The sequence below is a fragment of the Streptomyces viridifaciens genome, assembly GCF_001888885.2.
In the GTDB taxonomy this organism is placed as follows: domain Bacteria; phylum Actinomycetota; class Actinomycetes; order Streptomycetales; family Streptomycetaceae; genus Kitasatospora; species Kitasatospora aureofaciens.
In genome coordinates this window covers 4954068-4973462 of the sequence record NZ_CP090841.1, presented here as the reverse complement: position 1 = coordinate 4973462, position 19395 = coordinate 4954068, and the positions used below count along the sequence as shown (strand labels likewise).

Below are 19395 nucleotides of genomic sequence, written 5' to 3'. Positions count from 1 at the left end.
CACGCGGGGTGGTAAGGTCAGCCTTACTTAGGCTCGCCTCGCCCGCATCGCCGGTGAGCGCCTCTCGGCAAGTATCTTGATGTCGAGATATATCGTAAGGGGCAGTTATCTCGATGTCGAGATAAACCATAGTGCATGCTGCCCCCATCACCACCGCAGGCATGCCACGGTGCGTTTCCGTGCAGGTCAGCGGCCGTCCGGACCGCGGCGCTTGCGCTCCAGCCGGATCAGCCAGACCGCCCCCGCCACGATCGCGGCGGCCAGCAACAGCACCACCGCGAGCTCACCACCGGAGCCGCCGGTCGGCTCGGGGGCGATGTCGGCCAGCAGGGTCGTCGTCCTCATACCTTCACCTCCTTTCGTCCCGTCCGCACCCGGTCGGCGCCCTCACCCGACCGCTGACCCGTGCCCGGGCCGAGGACCAGCGTCAGCAGCACCGGGAACTCCAGATACGCGTGGTAACTGGCCAGCGCCGCGTAGACCGAGCGGCCCCGGGCGTAATCCACGGCGAACAACAGGGCCAGCAGCGCTCCCGCCCCCACCCCCAGCACCCAGGCCCGGCCGCCCCGCAGACCCGGCACCCGGGCGTCGAAGCGCTCCGCCGCCTCCGGCGCGTACCTCGGCAGGAACCACACCCACACCACGTAGTGCATCGTCTGCAGGAAGGCGAACACCGCCAGGAAACGCAGGCCCACCTGAGGTGTCAACCAGCCCGGCGGGGTGTAGACGGCCGCCAGCCGGTCCGTCCAGCCGCCCGGGCGCTGCGACAGCAGACCGTCCAGCAGCCCGCTCAGCAGCAGCACCGGAACCAGCAGCACCCAGCCGGACTGCAGCGCCAGGAACGCCGCGCGCCCCCGCGCCAGCCTGCGCGACCACTCCGCGAGGAACAGCAGCGGCACCACGTTGTGCAGGTGCGCCAGCACCACGAAGTGGTACGCCGGGAAGGCCAGCGAAGCCGCGCCCGCGCCCACCAGCCCCACCCCGGCCGCCGCCAGCAGCCACGGCCGGCCGCGCAGCCCGTACCGGCAGGCCGCCGCCAGCAGACCGTAGGCGAGCAGGATCTCCGCCGACTGGGACAGCCGGGACGGCGGCAGCAGCCGGCACAGCACGATCCCGGTCACCAGCACCAGCAACAGCCGCAGCAGCGGACCGGCCAGCACCGCGGCGAAGCGGCCCGCCACGTAGCGCAGCTCCAGCACGTTGTGCAGCAGGCCGAAGACCGCCAGGCCCAGCACCGCCAGACCGGTCGGCGCCCGCAGGGCCAGCACCAGCGCCAGCGCCGCCGAGAGCGCGAAGCCCGCGAACGGCGCCGCGCCCAGCCGGGCCGCCGGACCGGGCGCGGGCCACGACCCCGGCCCTCCCCCGGCTCCTGGTCCTCCCCCAGTGCCCGCCCGGATTCCCGTGGTCGCCATGCTCCCCCTCCCCGTGGCACGATCCCCGCCGTGCGCTACCCGGTGGCCCTCGCCCTCACCCTGCTGACCGAGACACCCGTCTACGCCGCCGCCCTCACCCGGATCGGGCGGGTGCACCCCGGGCGGGCGGCCGCCGCCGGCGTGCTCGTCAACCTGGTGACCCACCCACTGCTCTGGTGGACCCTCCGGCACTGGACCGACGGGCCCGCCGCAGCGTACTGGACCGGCTTCGCGCTCAGCGAGACAGCGGTCTGCGCGGTCGAGGCGCTGCTGCTGTGCCCGGTCGCCGGACTGCGCCCGCGCGACCCGCTGCCCTGGATCGCCTCCGGCACCGCCAACGCCGTCTCACTGCTGGCCGGGACGGTGGCCGGGCTGCTGCTCGGCGGCTGACACCGGATCCCGGGCTGCCCGTAACGCGGACGTTCGGCTCGCGCGTCCAGTCGGGCACAGGGGCGGGAACGCCGGCACACGGGGCGGGAACGCCGGCACGGCGGGGCAACACCCGTCCACGGGGCACGAGGGGAACAGCGTGATCGGGAAGACGCGACGGGCCGAGGAGAGCGCGGAGTTCGAGGACTTCACGTACAGCCGTGGACAGCGGCTCTTCCGCACCGCGCTGCTGCTCTGCGGCGACTGGCACCTCGCCGAGGACCTCACCCAGGTCACCCTGGCCAAGCTCTTCGCCGCCTGGCCCAAGGTCCGCCGGGCCGACAACCAGGACGCCTACGCGCGCGGCACCCTGGTGCGCAGCTACCTCTCCCACCGGCGGCTGCGCCGCAGCGGCGAACGGCCCGCCCTCGGCGAACTCCGACGGCTCCGGCCCGGCGAACGTCCGGCTGTCGTTGCAGGGTGGCTTCGGCACCCACTTCCGGTCCGGGTCCGGCTCACACCCCGACACCGCCGATCTGTTCAGCTGCGCCTGGATGAACGGGAGCGGCGGTGGCCACTTCCGCTCCTGCTCCGACAGCGTGCTCCCGGACGGCACCCGCCTGCTGCTCACCGAGAAGGTGATCGGCGACGCCCTCGAACGCGAGGTCGACGTGCTGCGGCCCGACCAGTCCTCGGTGTCGCTCATCTCGATCAACACGGCCGAGGTCGCCGGACAGGCCAAGGTCAAGGTCGTCCGGGACGGACTGCCGCTCACTCTCGACCAGCTGAAGGCCGCCGCGCTGTCCGCCGACCTGCAGGAGTGGATCACCCCCGAGCAGGCGCAGCAGGCCGAACAGACGATCCGGCCGTTCCACGACGGCAGCCCGGAACACAACCAGCCGACCGGCGCCGCGCCCCCGAAGCCCGGCTCCACCGGGTGAGGCCCGGCCCGGTACGGTGACCGCTGTGGTGAAGGGCAGAGGGGGCCGACGATGATCGTGGTGGACGCGTCCGCGCTGGTGCTGGCGCTCGCCGACCAGGGCCCGCGCGGGGACCGCGCCCGGGCCGAACTCGCCGCCGACGGCGACTGGTTGGCACCCGAGCACATCGTGATCGAGGTGATGCAGTCCCTGCGCGGCCTCTACCTCGCCAAGCAGCTGACCGCCGAGCGGGTCGCCGAACTCACCGGCGAACTTGCCGCGGTGACCGTCCGCAAGGTCGAGGTGGCGCCGCTGCTCGGCCGGATCTGGGAGCTCAAGGACAACCTCACCCCGGACGACGCCGCGTACGTCGCCGTCGCCGAACGGTACGGCGCGCCGCTGGTCACCGCCGACCTGCGGCTGATGCGGGCCAGCGGACCCCGCTGCGAGATCCGGGGAATCGCGCGCGAGGTGGGCTGAGAGTGTCCCCGGGGCCCGGTGCCCGTTAGCAGGGTGACCGTCGCCCTGCCCGTGGAAGGCCCGACCCGATGCCCGCTCCGTTCGCCGCCGCCCTGCTGCCGCTGGCCCTGCTCGCCCCCGCCGCGTCGCCGGTCTCCGTGACGGAGACGGCCTTCGACCCGGCGACCGCCTTCGTCCGGCCGACCGCGATCAGCTACGCCCAGGACCTGGTGCCGTACGGCTCGCACGCGCGGGTCGTCACCGACCGCTCGGTGCCCGGGCGCACGGTGCTCACCCTGACCGTGTCCGGGCTCGCCCCCGACCACGAGTTCCCGGTGCACCTGCACACCGGCGACTGCGGGGCGGACCCGGCCGCCTCCGGACCGCACTACCAGGACGTGGTCGACCCGGTGCAGCCGTCCACCGACCCGGCGTACGCCAACGACCGCAACGAACTGCGGCTGGTGCTGCGCACCGGCGGGCGGGGCGGGGGCACCGCGAGGGCCGCGGTGGACTGGCAGCCGCGGCCCGGCGAGGCGCGCTCGCTGGTGCTGCACGCGGGCACCCCGGCCGGCCCGCACGCGGCGGGCGACCGGGTCGCCTGCATCAGGCTGGCCCGCTGACCTCCCCGCACGGGGTCCTCACGAGCCCAGGGTGGCGACCAGGACCGCCTTGATGGTGTGCAGGCGGTTCTCGGCCTGGTCGAAGACGATGGAGTGCGCCGACTCGAACAGCTCGTCGGTGCACTCCAGCTCGGTCATGCCGGTCGCCTCGTACATCTGCCGCCCGATCACGGTGCCGAGGTCGTGGAACGCGGGCAGGCAGTGCAGGAACTTCACGTTCGGGTTGCCGGTGGCCCGGACGGTGTCCATGGACACCTGGTACGGCTTGAGCAGTTCGATCCGCTCGGCCCAGACCTCCTTGGGCTCGCCCATCGAGACCCAGACGTCGGTGTAGAGGAAGTCGACGCCGGCCACGCCCTCCGCGACGTCCTCGGTCAGGGTGATCATCGCACCGGTCTGCTCGGCCAGCGCCTGCGCCGCCTTCCGCACCTCCTCGGCAGGCCAGAGGGCCCGCGGGGCGACGATCCGGACGTCCATGCCGAGCAGGGCGCCGGTGACCAGCAGTGAGTTGCCCATGTTGGAGCGGGCGTCGCCGAGGTAGGCGAGGGCCACGTCGGTGAGCGGCTTGGTGGTGTGCTCGGTGACGGTGAGCACGTCGGCCAGCATCTGGGTGGGGTGCCACTCATCGGTCAGGCCGTTCCAGACCGGGACGCCGGCGTGCTGCGCCAGCTCCTCGACGATCTCCTGGCCGTGGCCGCGGTACTCGATGCCGTCGAACATCCGGCCGAGCACCCGGGCGGTGTCCTTGACCGACTCCTTGTGGCCCATCTGCGAGCCGGACGGTTCCAGGTAGGTGGTGGTGGCGCCCTGGTCGTGTGCGGCGACCTCGAAGGCGCAGCGGGTGCGGGTGGAGGTCTTCTCGAAGATCAGCGCGATGTTCTTCCCACGCAGCCGGGGCTGCTCGGTGCCCGCATACTTGGCCGCCTTGAGCCCGGCCGCGAGGTCCACCAGGAAGCGGAACTCCTGGGGCGTGAAGTCGGTCTCCTTGAGGAAGTGCCTGTTCCGGAGGTTGAAGGCCATACCGGGCTCCTGGGGTGACGGGACTACGGTGAAGGTGGCAAGTGTATACGACGGTTCGAATTTCTATACAGGGTGGGGCCGAGGGAGGGGGAGCCCCGGTCGGGGCTCCCCCTCCTCAGTCATCCGGCCACCCGGTCACCTGGCCACCCGGTCATCCCGTCACCCGGTCATCCGGCCCCTAGAGGCGGGGGTCCACCGGCTCGGACTCCAGCGCGAGCACCGCGAACACCGGCTCGTGCACCCGCCACAGCGGCTCCCCCGCCGCCAGCCGGTCCAGGGCCTCCAGGCCCAGCGCGTACTCGCGCAGCGCCAGCGACCGCTTGTGGCCCAGCGAGCGCATCCGCAGCCGGTCCAGGTGCTCGGTGTAGTCCGGGCCGTAGACGATCCGCAGGTACTCCCGGCCGCGCACCTTCACCCCCGGCTGCACCAGACCGCCCGGCCGGCCCTCGCCGCGCGCCGTCCGCACCACCGAGGCCAGTGGCTTGACCACCATGCCCTCGCCACCCGCCGCCGTCAGCTCCTCCCACCAGGCGGTGGCCGCGGACACCGAGGCCTCGTCCCCGGTGTCCACCACTACCCGGCCGGTGCGGTGCAGCACGGGCTGCTCCGCGTCACCGCCTTCCGCCGCGAGCGCTTCGTCGGCCTCCACCAGGCGGTCGATCCGGGCCAGGTGCTCGTCGTGCGGACGCGCCGCGAGGTTCACCCCCTCGGCCGCCAGCAGCTGGAACGGCGCGAGCCGGATGCCCGACAGACCCTCGGTCGGCCAGCAGTAGCGCCGGTACGCCTCGGTGAAGGCCCGGGCGTCGGCGGCGCGGCGGCGCTGGCGGGAGGTCAGCTCCCCCAGCTCCAGGCCGCGTGCGGCCGCCTGCTCCAGCGCCGACAGCACCGCGGGCAGCGCGGCGCCGGCCGCCGCACCGACCGCGGCGTACTGGCGGCGCAACAGCTCCACCGCCTTCAGCGACCAGGGCATCAGCTCGGCGTCCAGCAGCAGCCAGTCGGTGCCCAACTCCTCGAACAGCCCGGCCCTTTCGGCCGCCGACCGGACCCGGCCCAGCACGGCGGCGGTCAGCTCCTCGTCGTCGAGGAAGGCCCGGCCGGTCCGGGTCCAGATCGCGCCCGGACCGGCCACCCCGAAGCGCCGCTCCAGCGCGGCGCCGTCCCGGGCGACCAGCAGCACCGCGCGCGAGCCCATGTGCTTCTCCTCGCAGACCAGGTGCCGGACACCGTCCTCGCGGTAGGCGGCGAAGGCCTCCTCCGGGTGCTCCAGATAGCCCTCGCGGCGGGAGGTCGGGCTCGGCGCCATGGTCGGCGGCAGGTAGGCGAGCAGCCGCGGGTCCAGCGCGAAGCGGCTCATCACCTCCAGCGCGGCCGTCGCGTTCTCCTCCCGGACGGCCACCCGCCCGTGCAGGCCGGTCTCCACGATCCGGCGCCCGGCCACGTCGGCGAGGTCCAGCGGACGGCCCTCGCGGGCACCCGGGGCGTCGGTGTGCAGCGGGCGCACCGGGGCGTACCACTCCTGCTCGGCCTCGACACTCACCAGCTCGCGCTCCGGGTAGCGCAGCGCGGTCAGGCTGCCGCCGAAGACGCAGCCGGTGTCCAGGCAGATGGTGTTGTTGAGGAAGCTCGCGCTCGGCACCGGGGTGTGGCCGTAGACCACCAGCGCGCGGCCCCGGTACTCCTCCGCCCACGGGTAGCGCACCGGCAGGCCGTACTCGTCGGTCTCGCCGGTGGTCTCCCCGTACAGCGCGTGCGAGCGCACCCGGCCGGAGGCGCGGCCGTGGAACCTCTCCGGCAGACCGGCGTGGCAGACCACCAGGGCGCCGCCGTCCAGCAGGTAGTGGCTCACCAGGCCGCGCATGAAGGCGCGCACCTCGGCCCTGAACTCCTCGGACTCCCCGGCCAGCTGGTCCAGCGACTCCTGGAGGCCGTACGCGACGGTGACCTTCTTGCCGTCCATCGCGCGACCCAGCTTGTTCTCGTGGTTGCCGGGCACGCAGAGCGCGTGGCCGGCCGCCACCATGCCCATCACCAGGCGCAGCACGCCCGGGGTGTCCGGGCCGCGGTCGACCAGGTCCCCGACGAACACGGCGGTGCGGCCCGCCGGGTGCACGGCGTCCACCGGACGGCCCTCGGCGTCCCGGGTGAGGGTGTAGCCGAGGCGGACCAGCAGGGTCTCCAGCTCGGACCGGCAGCCGTGGACGTCGCCGACGACGTCGAACGGGCCGGTGAGGTGGCGCAGGTCGTTGTAGCGCCGCTCCAGCTCGATCTCGGCGGCCGCGACCTCGGCCTCGCCGCGCAGGACGTGCACCTTGCGGAAGCCCTCGCGCTCCAGGCCCCTGAGCGACCTGCGCAGTTCGCGGTGCTGACGCGGGACCACGTGGGCGGGCAGCTGGCGGTCCGGGCGGGAACGGTTGCGCTCGGCGCACACGCCGGGCGGGACGTCCAGCACGATCGCGATCGGCAGCACGTCGTGCTCGCGAGCGAGCGCCACCAGCTGGCGGCGGGCCTCGGGCTGGACGTTGGTGGCGTCCACGACGGTCAGGCGACCGGCGGCGAGGCGCTTGCCGACGACGTAGTGCAGGACGTCGAAGGCCTCGGCGGAGGCGGACTGGTCGTTCTCGTCGTCGGCGACCAGGCCGCGGCAGAAGTCGGAGGAGATCACCTGGGTGGGCAGGAAGTGGCGGCGGGCGAAGGTGGACTTGCCCGCGCCGCTGGTGCCGATCAGGACGACGAGGGAGACGTCGGTGACGGGGAGGCGGCGAGGGGCGGTGGGGCTCTCGGGCGCGTCGTTCTCGGTGGGGCTGTTCTCGGTGGGGCTGTTCTCGGTGGCGCTGTTGTCGGTGGCGCTGTTCTCGGTCGCGTCGTCGGTCATCGGGTCTCGCCTCCTTCGGGTGTCGCGGTGGTGTCGGATACGGGTGTGCGGGTGTCGGTCACTGGCGTGCCGGTGTCGGTGCGGAACAGGGCCAGCTGGGTCGGCGGACCGACCTCCGGGTCCTCGGGGCCGACCGGGCGCAGCTCCACCGCGTACCCGTACGCCGCCGCGACCTTCCCGGCCCAGGCCTCGAACTCGGCGCGGGACCACTCGAAGCGGTGGTCGGCGTGTCGGGCACGGCCCGCCGGGAGGCTCTCCCAGCGGACGTTGTACTCGACGTTGGGCGTGGTGACGACGACGGCCCTCGGACGGGCCGCGCCGAACACCGCGTACTCCAGGGCGGGCAGCCGCGGCAGGTCCAGGTGCTCGATCACCTCGCACAACACCGCCGCGTCGTAGCCCTTCAACCGGGCGTCGGTGTACGTCAGCGCGCCCTGCGCCAGCGTCACCCGCGCGGCCTGTCGCTCGGGCAGGCGCGCCAGGCGCAGCTTGCGGTTCGCCGCCTGCAGCGCCCGGGCGGACACGTCCACACCGAGGATCTCGGTGAACCGGGCGTCCTTCAACAGCTCGCCGATCAGCTCGCCCTGGCCGCAGCCGAGGTCGGCGACCCGGGCCGCGCCGCTGTCGCGCAGGGCGGCGAGGATCGCGGTGCGGCGCTGCTCGGCGAGGGAGGGCTGCCGGGGTGCGTGGGCGTCCGTGGCCTCGGTGGTCCCGGTGGTCCCGGGGGTCCTGTCGGTCTCGGTGGTCTCGTAGCCGGAGTTCTCGTCGTCCGGCCGGTCGTCGACCGCGTTGTCGATCTCCTCGACCTCGCGGTCGTCCGCCTCGGCCAGTCGGGCCAGCTCCAGGCGCTCCATGGCGGCCCGGGTCAGCGACCAGCGCCGGGACAGATAGCGCCGGGCGATCAGGGCGCGCTCGGGGTGGGCGGCCAGCCAGCCCTCACCGGCGGCGAGCAGCTTGTCCACCTCGTCCGGGGCGACCCAGTAGTGCTTGGCGCCGTCCAGCACCGGCAGCAGCACGTACAGCTGCTGGAGCGCGTCGGCGAGCCGGACCGCCTCCGAGGCCAGCACGACCCGCAGGTAACGGGACTCGCCCCACTCCGGGAAGTCCTCGTCCAGCGGTATCGCCGTCGCCTCGACCCGCCAGCCCAGCGGCTCGAACAACCGGGCCACCATCGCCGGGCCGCCGCCCTCGCCCGCACCGTTCGCGGGCACCGCGGGCAGCTCGATCCGCAGCGGGCGGACCTGCCCCGGCAGCTCCGGGCGCCGCTGGCAGTCACCCTTCATCGCGGAGCGGAACACCGTCCGCAGCGCCACCGCGAGCAGCGAGGACGCGGCGTACGGGCGGTCGTTGACGTACTGGGAGAGGGCGAAGTCGGGCGAGCCGCCCCGGCCCCTGCCGTTGCCCCGGCCCTTGCGGACCAGGGCGATCGGGTCGATGTCCAGCAGCAGCGCCGCCGTGCAGACCTCGTCCCCCGCCTCGGGGTAGAAGACGTGGGCCTCGCCGTGCGACGTCGTGAAGCGCTGGACCTTGCCGGGATGCTTGTGCAGCAGGAACCCGAGATCCGTCGCCGGGCTCTCGGCGCTGCCGGTGGTGGAGATCGACATGAACACCCGGCCGAGTATTGCCCAGCGGACGGCGCGCCAGCACCGGGTTTTCCGGCCCGGCACGCCGCCGGCCTGCGGGTCCGACCGGCGCGTCCGGACGATGGGCGTGTTCGGCAGCGGGGCCCCGCATTGGTTAACGTGCACGGTGTGACTGCTGAATCCACCTCGCTCGAATCCACCTCCCCGGCGACCGGCGCCGTGGCCACCGGTCTGGCCACCATCGCCGCCGACGGCACCGTCCTCGACACCTGGTACCCCGCCCCCGCCCTGGCCGCCGAGCCCGGCCCGGCCGGCACCGTGCGCCTGACCGCCGAGCAGGCCGAGGCCGACCTCGGCGCCGGTGCCGCCGACGCCCTGCGCGCCGACGCCCGCCGTGGCGTCGAGGTGGTCGCCGTGCGCACCACCATCTCCTCGCTGGACGAGAAGCCGCTGGACACCCACGACCTGTACCTGCGCCTGCACCTGCTCAGCCACCGCCTGGTCCAGCCGCACGGCCAGAACCTGGACGGCATCTTCGGCCTGCTCGCCAACGTCGCGTGGACCAGCATCGGCCCCGTCCCGGTGGACAAGGTCGAGCAGGCCCGCCTCGCCGTCCGCGCCCAGGGCGGCCAGCTGGCCGTCTACGGGATCGACAAGTTCCCGCGGATGACCGACTACGTCGCCCCGAGCGGCGTGCGCATCGCCCACGCCGACCGCGTCCGGCTCGGCGCCCACCTGGCGGCCGGCACCACCGTGATGCACGAGGGCTTCGTCAACTTCAACGCCGGCACCCTCGGCACCTCGATGGTCGAGGGCCGGATCAGCGCGGGCGTCGTGGTCGGCGACCACAGCGACATCGGCGGCGGCGCCTCGATCATGGGCACCCTGTCCGGCGGCGGCAAGCAGGTCGTCTCGGTCGGCGAGCGCTGCCTGCTCGGCGCCAACGCGGGCATCGGCATCTCGCTGGGCAACGACTGCGTGGTCGAGGCCGGCCTGTACGTCACCGCCGGCACCCGGGTCACCACCCCGGACGGCACGGTCGCCAAGGCCGTCGAGCTGTCCGGCCAGGACAACCTGCTGTTCCGCCGCAACTCGCAGACCGGCGCGGTCGAGGTCATCGCCCGCTCCGGCTCCTGGGGCGGACTGAACGCGGACCTGCACGCCCACAACTGAGCTGTGCGATGCGGTAGTTGATGGCTCTCAAGCCTTCGGGACCTTCGGGACCCTCGGGACCTTCGGGGTCCGGCGCCGGGTGCGCCGGACCCTTCCGCGTTCTCGGGGGCTTCTCCGTGGCGGCGCGGGCTGGTACACGCCTCAGGGCCGGCGGTGGCGCCCCGTGGACTTCCGCGGGCGCGACGCCGCGTAGGGCGGCCGCCGTACGCCGTCGCCCTCGATCCCGTGCAGGATCCGCTGGGCAGCGGCGTAGTCCTCGGCCACCGCCTCCGGCAGCCACTGGCAGCCGTCCCACCGCACGATCAGCCGCGGCCCCTCGGGCGCCACATGGGCGCCGCACTGTCGGCCGCCCGTGAGCCGTACCGACCTCAACTGACCTACCGGCCGCAGTCGTTGCTCCCGCCGTTCGGCCCACGTCGCCATCGGTTCGTCCTCGTCCATCGCGCCGGTCTGGACTGCGGACGGCTGCGACCGACAGCCCCGTCACCCGACCGGGGGACGCGCCGGCCGGACCGTTCGACCGGCTTTCAGGGGGTCCGCAGGACGACGAGCCGGCGGGTCGCCCTGGTCATCGCGACGTAGCGGTCGACCGCCCCCTCCACGCCCTCGCCGAACGCCTCCGGGTCGACCAGGACCACCAGGTCGAACTCCAGCCCCTTGGCCAGCTCCGGGGTGAGCGAGCGGACCCGGGGCCGCTCCTCGAAGCCCGGGGCGCCGATGACGCAGGCGACGCCCTCGTCGTGCTCGGCGAGCCAGCCGTCCAGGACCTCCGCCAGCTCCGCCACCGACCCGTGCCGGACCGGAATGCCGCTGCTGCGTACCGAGGTGGGCACGTTGGCGTCCGGGAGCGCCGCCCGGATGGCCGGCTCGGCCTGCGCCATCACCTCTTCCGGCGTGCGGTAGTTGATGCTCAGCGAGGCCATGGTGGTGCGGTCGAGCCCGACCCGTTCGAGGCGTTCCTGCCACGACTCGGTGAAGCCGTGCCGGGCCTGGGCGCGGTCCCCGACGATGGTGAAGCTCCGGGACGGGCAGCGCAGGAGCAGCATCTGCCACTGCGCGTCGGTCAGCTCCTGGGCCTCGTCCACCACGATGTGGGCGAACGGGCCGGCCAGCGGGTCCCCGTCGGCGCCGGGCAGCGCGTCCTCGTCGACCAGGGTGTCCTGGAGGTCCCGGCCGCGCAGCATCGTCACCACGCCCTCGCCGTCGTCGTCGGCCTGGATGAGGTCACCGATCACGTCCGCCATCCGCTCGCGCTCGGCGGCCACCGAGGCCCGGTGGCGGTTGCGGCGCAGCGTGGCCTCGCGGTCGCCGAGTCGCTGGCGGGCCGCGTCCAGCAGCGGCAGGTCGGAGACCGTCCAGGCCTGCGGGGCGTGCTTGCGCTGCAGCGCGCGGACCTCCTCGGGAGTCAGGTGGGGCGCGCACATCCGCAGATAGGCGGGCACCGACCAGAGGTCGCCGACCAGGTCGGCCGCTTCGAGCAGCGGCCAGGCACGGTGGAGCGTCTCCACCAGCTCGCGGTCCTGCCGCAGCGAGCGCCGGAACAGCTCGGGCGAGACCTCCTCCTCGTCCTGCTCCAGCTTGTCCAGCAGGATCGCGGCCAGCTCGTCCCAGATCTGCTCGCGGGCCTCGTTGTGCGGGGTGCCCGGGTCCGGGGCGTCGAAGGCCTCGGACCAGTCCTCGGCGCTCAGCCAGAGGTCCGCCCAGGGGGTGGAGACCACCATGCCCTCGGTCGGCGGCTCCTCGTAGAAGCGGACGGCCTTCTCGATCGCCCGCACCAGCTCGGCCGAGGACTTCAGCCGCGCGACTTCCGGATCGGCCTCCTCCGGCGCATCCGCGCCCTCGGGCAGCAGGTCCCGCAGGGCGCAGGTGCGCACGCCCTCCTCGCCGAGGCTTGGCAGGACGTCGGCGACGTAGTTCAGGTACGGCTGGTGCGGGCCGACGAACAGCACTCCGCCGCGCCGGTGGCCGAGGCGGGGGTCGGAGTACAGCAGGTAGGCGGAGCGGTGCAGGGCGACCACGGTCTTGCCGGTGCCGGGGCCGCCGTCGACCACCAGGGCGCCGCGCGAGCCGGCCCGGATGATCGCGTCCTGGTCGGCCTGGATGGTGGCGAGCACGTCCCGCATCCGGGCCGACCGGTTGCCGCCCAGGCTGGCGATGAAGGCGGACTGGTCGTCCAGCGCCGCGTGGCCCTCCAGGCCCTCGGCGGTGAACACCTCGTCCCAGTAGTCGGCGATCCGGCCGAGGGTCCAGCGGTACCGTCGGCGGCTGACCAGGCCCATCGGGTCGGCATGGGTCGCCGCGAAGAACGGCTCGGCCGCGGGCGAACGCCAGTCGACCAGCAGGCGACGGCCCTCGCTGTCGGTGAGCCCCAGCCGGCCGACGTACAGCGGCTCCGCGTCCTCCGCGGTCACGATGCGCCCGAGGCACAGGTCCAGGCCGTAGCGGCGCAGGGCGCGCAGCCGGGCGCTCAGCCGGTGGACCTCGATGTCCCGGTCCATCGCCGCCTGCCCGGCGCCGCCCGGAGCCCGGTGCGCCGCGTCGAGTTGCCCGGACAGTTCGGCGATCGCCTGCTCCAGGCTCTCCGCGACGGCCGCGAAGTGCCGCTCGTCGGCCGCGATGAGCGCGGGGGAGGCCTTGGCGGACAGCCGCTCGGGGAGGTCGAAAGCGCTGGTGGTCAGGTGGTTCATGGCATCAGCTCCGATCTGAGGCCTGTGATTGTGAGCCACCACGGGGGCCTTGCCGCAAGACCCCCCATGCGCTATAGGTTGAGAGTGGCAAGGGGTGGGTTCTCCCCCTCCACTTCTCCGGGCCCGGGCCTCCGCATCGGACCTTCGGTGCCTGGCAGGCATCGGTACCGATAGTGCTTGTTCAGGGCTCCGGCCCACCCCGGTGTAGCGCGCTCCTAGCCCAGCCCTTGCTGCAGCGGCAACCCCGGATCACCCGAGCGGCTTACGGCGCACCGGAGTTGGACCGCATCGGGTGGTGCGTGGTGACCGGCCGCCGGAACGGTTCGTTGGTCGATGCGGCACACCGCACCACCGCGATCCGAAGAGGTCCCGTCATGTCCGAACCCTCTGACACGCCGCAGGCCCCGAGCCACCCGACAGGCTCGGCCGTCGGCGACTCGGCCGGGCCCGCGACCCCCAAGACCCTGCTTGAGCAGATGCAGGAACTGCTCGCCTCGGTGACCGCGGACCTCGCCGCGCTGCAGTCCGGCGCCCGGACCGCCCCGGCCGCCGCCTACCCGGCCGGCACCGACACCTCCGACGCCCCGACCACTGCGGGCACCCGGTAGTCCGGCGCCCGCTCCTCCTCCGTCGGCCCGCCCTCACCCGGCGGGCCGAGCCGGACCACGAGTAACGGCGAACCCCCACCGGCCCGTTCCGGCTCCGCACCGCCGAGCGCCGTACGCTCCACCCCTCCGCCCCGGTCGACCGCCTCCCGCAACCGCGCGGTCACGTCCTTGCACTCCGACATCGCGTCGACGCCGTCGATGCACGTCCAGTACAGACTCTCGGTGTCGGCTCCACAGGCCAGCACGACCAGCGTCTCCCCGACATCCCGCAACAGCCCGTCCAGCGCCTCCAACGTCGGCTGCAGCTCACCGAGTTCGGTGAGCCGACCGGCACGCCCACCGCTCACCGGCGTACCGTCGGCGACGGACCTGTCCAGGCAGACCGCCGCGTGCGCGCCCGCCTCGGACAGCTGCTGGCCGAGCCCCGTCAGCTCCTCGTCCTCGGACTCCGCCAGCCGGGCGCCGACCGCCTCGGTGAGCAGCGCGACCTGCCGCGCCTCGCCCAGCACGTCCGGCACCTGTCTGGCCTCCGCCAGAGCGTGCCGGGCCGTCTTGATCAGTCGCAGCGCCTCCATGGCCCCCGCTCCTTCCACTCGTCGTCGCCGTCGACCAGCACCGCCGCCGGGGCGGTGGAGTGGCCACGGGGAGAGCGTGCAGAACGGGCGGGGTGGACCGCATCGGGCTTGCCGGAAGCTGTGGAAAACCCGGGGGCTGTGGATAACTTCCTTCCCTCCCAAGGGTGATCAGCCCACGTCAGGATTGACGTCGGCCCCTTCGTCCGGCACCGGGAAGCGGTGTTCGTTGCGTTCGATCTTGGCGGCGAGCGCCTCCAGCGGATCCACCCCGACCGCCGTGCAGAACTGCACCAGGTACGCCAGCACGTCCGCGACCTCGTCGCGCACCCGGTGGGCCCGCTCCGGGTCGGACATCACCGCGGCCGCCTGCTCGGGCGTGAGCCACTGGAAGATCTCCAGCAGCTCCCCCGCCTCCACGCTCAGCGCCGCCGCCAGGTTCTTCGGCGTGTGGTAGGGCTCCCACCTCCGGGCCGCCGCGAACTCCACCAGCCGCTGCCGCAGCCCCTCCAAGGTCAGCTCCCCGGGCTCCGCCGCGCCCCCGGACACCCCGTTCACCGCAGGCTCCCCCGCCCTCGTCACTCGTTCGTTCACGCCCCCAGGTCTACCGCATCCCCGTCCCCGACCACAGGGCCACCTCCGCCCCCGGCCGCCCCCGAGCGCCCGACGCCCGCCGAGCCACCGGCCGCCGCCGAGCGCCCGACGCCCGCCGAGCCACCGGCCGCCGCCGAGCCACCGACCCCCGACGCACCCCCGCGCGCCGCCGAGCCCTCCTCCCCGCGCGCCGCCGAGCCCTCCTCCCCGCGCCCGCCCTGGACCGGCACCCTGGCCGCCTCCGGCCGCAGCACCGTCACCCCCGTCGCCGGGTCCCGCCGGCACTCCACCAGCACCACCTCCCCCGCCGACTCCCCGGCCGCCCCGAACGCCTCCCGCGCCGCCCCCGGCTCCTGCAGCGCGGCCACCACCCGCAGCTGGTTGCGCCCCGCCATGTCCCGCGCCAGCCGCAGCAGCGAGGCCGCCTGTTCGGTGGCGAGCCCGGCCCCGAGGTCCTCGGCGAGCACGGTGAGCTGCCGGTGCGCCCAGGGCACCTCGGCGGCCACGTCGAGGTCGAGCACCCCGGCCCCGGTCAGCAGCACCGCCGCGAAGGCGAGGTGGCGCAGCATGCCGTCGGAGGCCTGGTCGGCCCCGGTGCGCCCGAGCACGCCCTCGTCGAAGACGGCCAGCACCCGCCGCCCGCCCTCGCGCTCGGCGAGGGTGAGTCCGAGCAGCGGGTGCGGCGCGGCGGCCTGGACGGCCCGCAGCAATTGCCCGTAGCGGCGCGGGCACTCGTGGGCGAGCCGGTTGATCACGGCCGAGATGTTGCCGGCGTTGCTGCGCAGCCGGGCCTGCGGGTCGGCCTTGGCCCAGCCGCGCATCAGCGCCGGGACGGGGTGCAGCGGGAAGACCTCGCGCAGCGCTGTGAGCAGGTCCTCGACCGCGGCCAGCACCAGCCGCTCGCCGGTGGACGAGCCGGCGACCCGCAGCGGCAGCTGCGCGCTGATCATGGTGTCGCTGGGCAACGGCGCCCGGATGTCCCCCTGCCGGGTGTCGTTGTGCCAGCACACGTTGACGCGCCCGTTGCGGACGTCCTGCTCACCGGTGTCCACCAGGATCCGGCCGTCGAGGCTGAGCGACTCCCGGGCGATCCGGACCGTCCCGTCGGTGCGGATCACCAGGTCGAGCCGGATCCGGCCGCGCGGGGAGCGGACGGTGCAGCCCAGGATGACGGCGTCCCGCCCGTGCGGCACGCACCCGTCCAGGCCGCCGCGCACGGGCGTGGCGAGCGGACCGGTGCGTCCGGGCAGCCCGTTGAGGGAACCGGTGATCTCCTCGCCGAGGGCGAGCCGGGACAGTACGGCCAGGGCGTCGAGGGCGTTGGACTTGCCCACACCGGCCGGCCCGTGGAGCACGGTGAGCGGCGCCAGCGGCAGGACGGCCCGCCGGTAGGACTTGAAGGCGGTGAGCCGCAGCTCCTCGACGGTGGGGCGGGGCACGGGTGGCCGGTCGGGCCCCGGTGCGCCGCGGGTGCGCAGTGGGGCCGGCCCGGCGGGCGCGGCGGCGTCGCGGTTCACCCGTCGGACGTTAGCCGCAGCCCGACCGGGCGAAACGTGCCTGCTCGGCAGATTCATCCCAACGTGGGGGACCTGCCGCACACCGCTGACTACCGCGGACGCCGGTAGGCGGCCACCGTCACCGAGGCGCTCACCTCTACCGGTTCCGGCAGGGCCGCGAGGGCGGCCGCGAGCCGGTCGGCGTCGGTGTGCCAGGCGCTCGGGCCCATGCCGACGACGGTCCGGACGTCCTGGGCGCTGAGCCGCAGGGTGAACTCGACCGACCGCTGGTCGACCGGTGTCAGGTACGGGCCGAGCTTCTCGTCGATCCGACGCTGCTTCTCCTCGTCCACCGACAACAGGCCGAGGGCGTCGACGAGTTCGCGCAGGTGGTTCGCGGTGGGCGAGACCAGCAGCAGGGTGCCGCCGGGGCGCAGCACGCGGCGGATCTCGGGGCCGTTGCGCGGGGCGAAGACGTTGAGCATCAGCTCGGCGGAGGCGTCGCGCAGCGGCAGCGGGCGCCAGGCGTCGCAGACCACGGCGCCGATCCGGGGGTGGGCCTTGGCGGCGCGGCGCAGTGCGAACTTGGAGATGTCGAGGGCGGCGCCGACCCGGCCGGGCAGGGCGTCCAGGACGTGCGCCAGGTAGTGGCCGGTACCGGCGCCGAGGTCGACGACCAGGCCGTCCGGGCCGTCCGGGTCCTCCGGGCTCCCCGTGGTCTCCGGTCCGGCAGCGCCCGCCGACGGGGCGGCTCCGAGCAGAGCGGTGGCGGCTTCGGCGAGGGCGTCGGCGATCGGCCGGTAGTGCCCGGCGGTGAGGAAGTCGGCGCGGGCGGCGACCATCTCGGCGGTGTCGCCGGTGCCGGTGTGGGCGTCACCGGCGAGGAGGCTGACGTAGCCCTGCTTGGCGAGGTCGAAGCTGTGCCCGGCGGGGCAGCGCAGGCTGCGCTCGTGCCGGATGAGGGCCTGCGCGCAGTGGGGGCAGGCCAGGTAGGGCTCGATGTCCTGCAGCAACGTTCCGTCTTCTCTCGCCGTTCGGCCCCGGCCGGTCGGGGGCGCCAGCCAGCCTAACCACCCCCGCCCGCCGACGGCCGCCCCCGCACCGGCGAGCAGGCCCGCCGGCACCGGCGATCACCCCGGGGGCGCCCCCGCCCGCCCCCGCGCCCCTGCCACCCGCAGCGCGAGCCCGGCGAGCGCCTCGGGCGCGCCCGGCCGCCCACGCACCCCGGGGAAGGCGTTGACGTCCACGATCACCGGCTCGGCGACCCCGTCCAGCAGGTCGACTCCGTACACCTCCAGCCCGAACACCTCCCCCACCCGCAGCGCGAGCGCGGCCAGGCCCGCGGGCGGCTCCCACTCCCCCGCGTCCGCCGACCCGCCGTCCCCGGAGGAGAGTTCGGAGCGCCGCCGCGCGGCGAACACCTGCCCGTCGACCACCCACAGCTTCTGGTCCCAGCCGCTGCCCGGCACGTACGGCTGGGTGACGACCTCCTCCTCGGGCCAGCGCTGCGCGAGTTCGCGCAGCCGGGCCGCGCCGTCGACCAGCGCGACCAGGTCGTGGCGCCGGCTGTGCCGGCTCTTCACCACGAACGGATAGGCCGGGTCGGCGATTTCGGCCGGCCGCCCGGCCGCGACGGTGGTTGCGAACGGCAGCCCGGCACCGCGGGCGAGCTCCGCCATCCGCACCCGGTCCTGACAGAGCTCCGTTGCCGCCGCCGAGTTGACGACGGCGGCGCCACGCTGCTCCAACTCCCTTGCCAGTGCCAGTGCTTGCGGTGTGCGCGCCTTGAGCAGGTAGACATCGGCCAACGAAGCCCCGGAGCCGCCGGATGCCACGACCTCGACCCGGCACCCGCGCCGCACCAGCAGCTCGGCGGCGGCGGCGAGCACCGGGTGCCCCGGGTTGCCCGTGATCAGTCCGACCCTCACCGCAACTCATCCTCCACCAGGCCGAGTCGGCCGTAGTCCTCGCCGCCCGCCGGCACCAGCGCGGGCACCGACACCGCCGTGCCGCTGCGCGCGAGGCGCAGCACCGCCCGGGCTACGCGCGCCACCGCGTCCGGCACCTGTCGGAAGCTCGGGAAGTCGTTGACGTCCACCACGACCGGCCCGTCCGGCCCGAGCAGCACGTCGACCCCGTACAGGTCGAGCCCGAAGACCTCGCCCACCTGCGTCGCGATCCGCGCGACGCTCGCCGGCAGCGGCACCTGCCGCTCGCGCACGCCCTCCCCGGGGTGCAGCGGGGAGGAACGTTCCGTCGCGAAGAGCTCGCCGTCGACGCAGTACACCTTGAGGTCCGTGCCGCCGTTGGGCACGTACGGCTGCGCGATCAGCAGTCCCTCCCCGGCGAGTTCGGGCCCGAGGCCGATCAGGTCGTCGGGCCCGGCCACCAGCCGCACGCCGCGCCCGGAGCTGCCGTCCGCCGGTTTGACGACCAGCGGGTACTCGGCGGCGGGGATCTCGGCGAGCCGTTCCCAGCGGGCGGCGGCGTAGGTGACCGGGACGGGCAGGCCGCGGGTGCGGGCGATCACGGAGGCGAGCGCCTTGTCCCGGACGCCGCGGATCGAGCGGACGTCGTTGACCGTGGTGAGGCCCACGGCGGCGGCCGCCTCCAGCAGGGTGAGCCCGGGGCCGCCGGAGACCGTCTTGAGGACCCAGGCGTCGTGGCTGCCGGCCCGGACCGCCTCGGATATCGCCATCAGCGAGTCCCCGGGGCGCAGCACGTCCACCCGGTGCCCCCACGTGGTGAGTTGACGTGCCACGTCCAGTGGCATGCCGTCCCGCCGGTAGTGCTCCTCCACCAGAAAGCAGAGCCTCATGGGCCTGACTTCCCCCTTGCCTCGCCGAGTCGGACGTCCGCCGTCCCCCTCGGCAGAGCTGTGAAGGCCTCAGCATGCCCGGCGTACACGCACAAGATCACAGCGAGCTGGTAAGCGTTCGGCAACAATCGAGCCCAGACGGTCACGCGCCCCGTACAAGCCGCCGCACGAAACGGTGGCACCACGCAG

The 19395-nt window shown here is 74.2% G+C and carries 19 protein-coding genes and 1 pseudogene; 7 read left to right on the top strand and 13 right to left on the bottom strand.

Going from position 1 to position 19395, the window contains the following annotated elements:
• Window positions 1-186 precede the first annotated feature (186 nt).
• Entirely contained in the window at window positions 187-345 is a 159-nt protein-coding gene (locus tag BOQ63_RS29375) for a hypothetical protein (protein WP_157846576.1), read from the bottom strand.
• Window positions 342-1412, bottom strand: coding sequence for a hypothetical protein (locus BOQ63_RS29370; RefSeq protein ID WP_143174796.1), 1071 nt, complete (start codon window positions 1410-1412; stop codon window positions 342-344). The genes BOQ63_RS29375 and BOQ63_RS29370 overlap by 4 nt, the downstream gene beginning before the upstream one ends.
• A gap of 30 nt (window positions 1413-1442) precedes the next feature.
• Here BOQ63_RS29370 and BOQ63_RS29365 point away from each other — a divergent pair, with 30 nt between their 5' ends.
• The 5 genes and pseudogenes from BOQ63_RS29365 (at window position 1443) to BOQ63_RS29345 (ending at window position 3783) form a co-directional block, all read left to right on the top strand.
• Window positions 1443-1802 (top strand): hypothetical protein, encoded by a 360-nt coding sequence (locus BOQ63_RS29365; protein ID WP_072655226.1) that lies wholly within the window; start codon window positions 1443-1445, stop codon window positions 1800-1802.
• A 139-nt stretch (window positions 1803-1941) separates the two neighbouring features.
• Window positions 1942-2130, top strand: a pseudogene (locus BOQ63_RS29360) (sigma factor); the annotation flags it as partial.
• A gap of 205 nt (window positions 2131-2335) precedes the next feature.
• Window positions 2336-2722, top strand: coding sequence for a hypothetical protein (locus BOQ63_RS29355; RefSeq protein WP_223886070.1), 387 nt, complete (start codon window positions 2336-2338; stop codon window positions 2720-2722).
• A gap of 51 nt (window positions 2723-2773) precedes the next feature.
• Window positions 2774-3181, top strand: a complete 408-nt coding sequence (locus BOQ63_RS29350; RefSeq protein WP_030283722.1) for a type II toxin-antitoxin system VapC family toxin — start codon at window positions 2774-2776, stop codon at window positions 3179-3181.
• Between the two features lie 68 nt (window positions 3182-3249).
• Window positions 3250-3783, top strand: coding sequence for a hypothetical protein (locus BOQ63_RS29345; protein WP_046386375.1), 534 nt, complete (start codon window positions 3250-3252; stop codon window positions 3781-3783).
• A gap of 18 nt (window positions 3784-3801) precedes the next feature.
• Here the strand turns inward: BOQ63_RS29345 and argF are convergent, their stop codons facing one another.
• The 3 genes from argF to BOQ63_RS29330 all read right to left on the bottom strand — a co-directional run bounded on the left by argF (window position 3802) and on the right by BOQ63_RS29330 (window position 9285).
• Window positions 3802-4803: an ornithine carbamoyltransferase gene (gene argF / locus BOQ63_RS29340; protein ID WP_030283719.1), complete on the bottom strand. Its 1002-nt coding sequence runs from the start codon at window positions 4801-4803 to the stop codon at window positions 3802-3804.
• 178 nt (window positions 4804-4981) lie between these two features.
• Window positions 4982-7675: a polynucleotide kinase-phosphatase gene (locus tag BOQ63_RS29335; protein WP_078938812.1), complete on the bottom strand. Its 2694-nt coding sequence runs from the start codon at window positions 7673-7675 to the stop codon at window positions 4982-4984.
• Window positions 7672-9285, bottom strand: coding sequence for a 3' terminal RNA ribose 2'-O-methyltransferase Hen1 (locus tag BOQ63_RS29330; protein ID WP_030283715.1), 1614 nt, complete (start codon window positions 9283-9285; stop codon window positions 7672-7674). Before BOQ63_RS29330 ends, BOQ63_RS29335 begins: the two co-directional genes overlap by 4 nt.
• Window positions 9286-9426: 141 nt before the next feature.
• On the opposite strand from BOQ63_RS29330, the gene dapD reads away from it, so the two are divergent.
• A complete protein-coding gene (gene dapD / locus BOQ63_RS29325) occupies window positions 9427-10431 on the top strand; it encodes a 2,3,4,5-tetrahydropyridine-2,6-dicarboxylate N-succinyltransferase (RefSeq protein WP_030283712.1) in 1005 nt (334 codons plus the stop codon).
• Window positions 10432-10572: 141 nt separating this feature from the next.
• Here dapD and BOQ63_RS29320 read toward each other — a convergent pair whose 3' ends face one another.
• Window positions 10573-10872 (bottom strand): DUF6087 family protein, encoded by a 300-nt coding sequence (locus tag BOQ63_RS29320; protein WP_072655224.1) that lies wholly within the window; start codon window positions 10870-10872, stop codon window positions 10573-10575.
• An 86-nt stretch (window positions 10873-10958) separates the two neighbouring features.
• Window positions 10959-13118: an RNA polymerase recycling motor ATPase HelR gene (gene helR / locus BOQ63_RS29315; RefSeq protein ID WP_072655223.1), complete on the bottom strand. Its 2160-nt coding sequence runs from the start codon at window positions 13116-13118 to the stop codon at window positions 10959-10961.
• 374 nt (window positions 13119-13492) lie between these two features.
• Here helR and BOQ63_RS29310 point away from each other — a divergent pair, with 374 nt between their 5' ends.
• Complete coding sequence (locus tag BOQ63_RS29310) at window positions 13493-13726, top strand: hypothetical protein (protein ID WP_143174795.1); 234 nt, start codon at window positions 13493-13495, stop codon at window positions 13724-13726.
• On the opposite strand, the gene BOQ63_RS29305 is transcribed toward BOQ63_RS29310, so the two are convergent.
• From BOQ63_RS29305 to BOQ63_RS29280, 6 genes are all read right to left on the bottom strand, one after another.
• Window positions 13672-14301: a DUF6099 family protein gene (locus BOQ63_RS29305; protein WP_072655221.1), complete on the bottom strand. Its 630-nt coding sequence runs from the start codon at window positions 14299-14301 to the stop codon at window positions 13672-13674. The two genes, BOQ63_RS29310 and BOQ63_RS29305, sit on opposite strands and share 55 nt — an antisense overlap.
• A 168-nt stretch (window positions 14302-14469) precedes the next feature.
• On the bottom strand, window positions 14470-14856 hold the full coding sequence (locus BOQ63_RS29300; RefSeq protein WP_223886069.1) for a nucleotide pyrophosphohydrolase: 387 nt from the start codon (window positions 14854-14856) through the stop codon (window positions 14470-14472).
• 32 nt (window positions 14857-14888) lie between these two features.
• Window positions 14889-16409: an AAA family ATPase gene (locus tag BOQ63_RS29295; RefSeq protein WP_150476165.1), complete on the bottom strand. Its 1521-nt coding sequence runs from the start codon at window positions 16407-16409 to the stop codon at window positions 14889-14891.
• An 89-nt stretch (window positions 16410-16498) separates the two neighbouring features.
• Window positions 16499-17401: a putative RNA methyltransferase gene (locus BOQ63_RS29290; protein ID WP_030283700.1), complete on the bottom strand. Its 903-nt coding sequence runs from the start codon at window positions 17399-17401 to the stop codon at window positions 16499-16501.
• 117 nt (window positions 17402-17518) lie between these two features.
• A complete protein-coding gene (locus BOQ63_RS29285) occupies window positions 17519-18316 on the bottom strand; it encodes an ATP-grasp domain-containing protein (protein ID WP_030597885.1) in 798 nt (265 codons plus the stop codon).
• Window positions 18313-19206: an ATP-grasp domain-containing protein gene (locus tag BOQ63_RS29280; RefSeq protein ID WP_046386048.1), complete on the bottom strand. Its 894-nt coding sequence runs from the start codon at window positions 19204-19206 to the stop codon at window positions 18313-18315. The genes BOQ63_RS29285 and BOQ63_RS29280 overlap by 4 nt, the downstream gene beginning before the upstream one ends.
• Window positions 19207-19395: the final 189 nt, after the last annotated feature.

Bases quoted from the DNA above. Each gene is read 5' to 3' on its own strand.
- BOQ63_RS29350 (WP_030283722.1), top strand. From the start codon at position 2,774: ATGATCGTGGTGGACGCGTCCGCGCTGGTGCTGGCGCTCGCCGACCAG.
- BOQ63_RS29305 (WP_072655221.1), bottom strand. From the start codon at position 14,301: ATGGAGGCGCTGCGACTGATCAAGACGGCCCGGCACGCTCTGGCGGAG.
- BOQ63_RS29320 (WP_072655224.1), bottom strand. From the start codon at position 10,872: ATGGACGAGGACGAACCGATGGCGACGTGGGCCGAACGGCGGGAGCAA.
- BOQ63_RS29375 (WP_157846576.1), bottom strand. From the start codon at position 345: ATGAGGACGACGACCCTGCTGGCCGACATCGCCCCCGAGCCGACCGGC.
- BOQ63_RS29345 (WP_046386375.1), top strand. From the start codon at position 3,250: ATGCCCGCTCCGTTCGCCGCCGCCCTGCTGCCGCTGGCCCTGCTCGCC.
- BOQ63_RS29355 (WP_223886070.1), top strand. From the start codon at position 2,336: ATGAACGGGAGCGGCGGTGGCCACTTCCGCTCCTGCTCCGACAGCGTG.
- BOQ63_RS29335 (WP_078938812.1), bottom strand. From the start codon at position 7,675: ATGACCGACGACGCGACCGAGAACAGCGCCACCGACAACAGCGCCACC.
- argF (WP_030283719.1), bottom strand. From the start codon at position 4,803: ATGGCCTTCAACCTCCGGAACAGGCACTTCCTCAAGGAGACCGACTTC.
- BOQ63_RS29310 (WP_143174795.1), top strand. From the start codon at position 13,493: ATGTCCGAACCCTCTGACACGCCGCAGGCCCCGAGCCACCCGACAGGC.
- BOQ63_RS29280 (WP_046386048.1), bottom strand. From the start codon at position 19,206: ATGAGGCTCTGCTTTCTGGTGGAGGAGCACTACCGGCGGGACGGCATG.
- helR (WP_072655223.1), bottom strand. From the start codon at position 13,118: ATGAACCACCTGACCACCAGCGCTTTCGACCTCCCCGAGCGGCTGTCC.
- BOQ63_RS29370 (WP_143174796.1), bottom strand. From the start codon at position 1,412: ATGGCGACCACGGGAATCCGGGCGGGCACTGGGGGAGGACCAGGAGCC.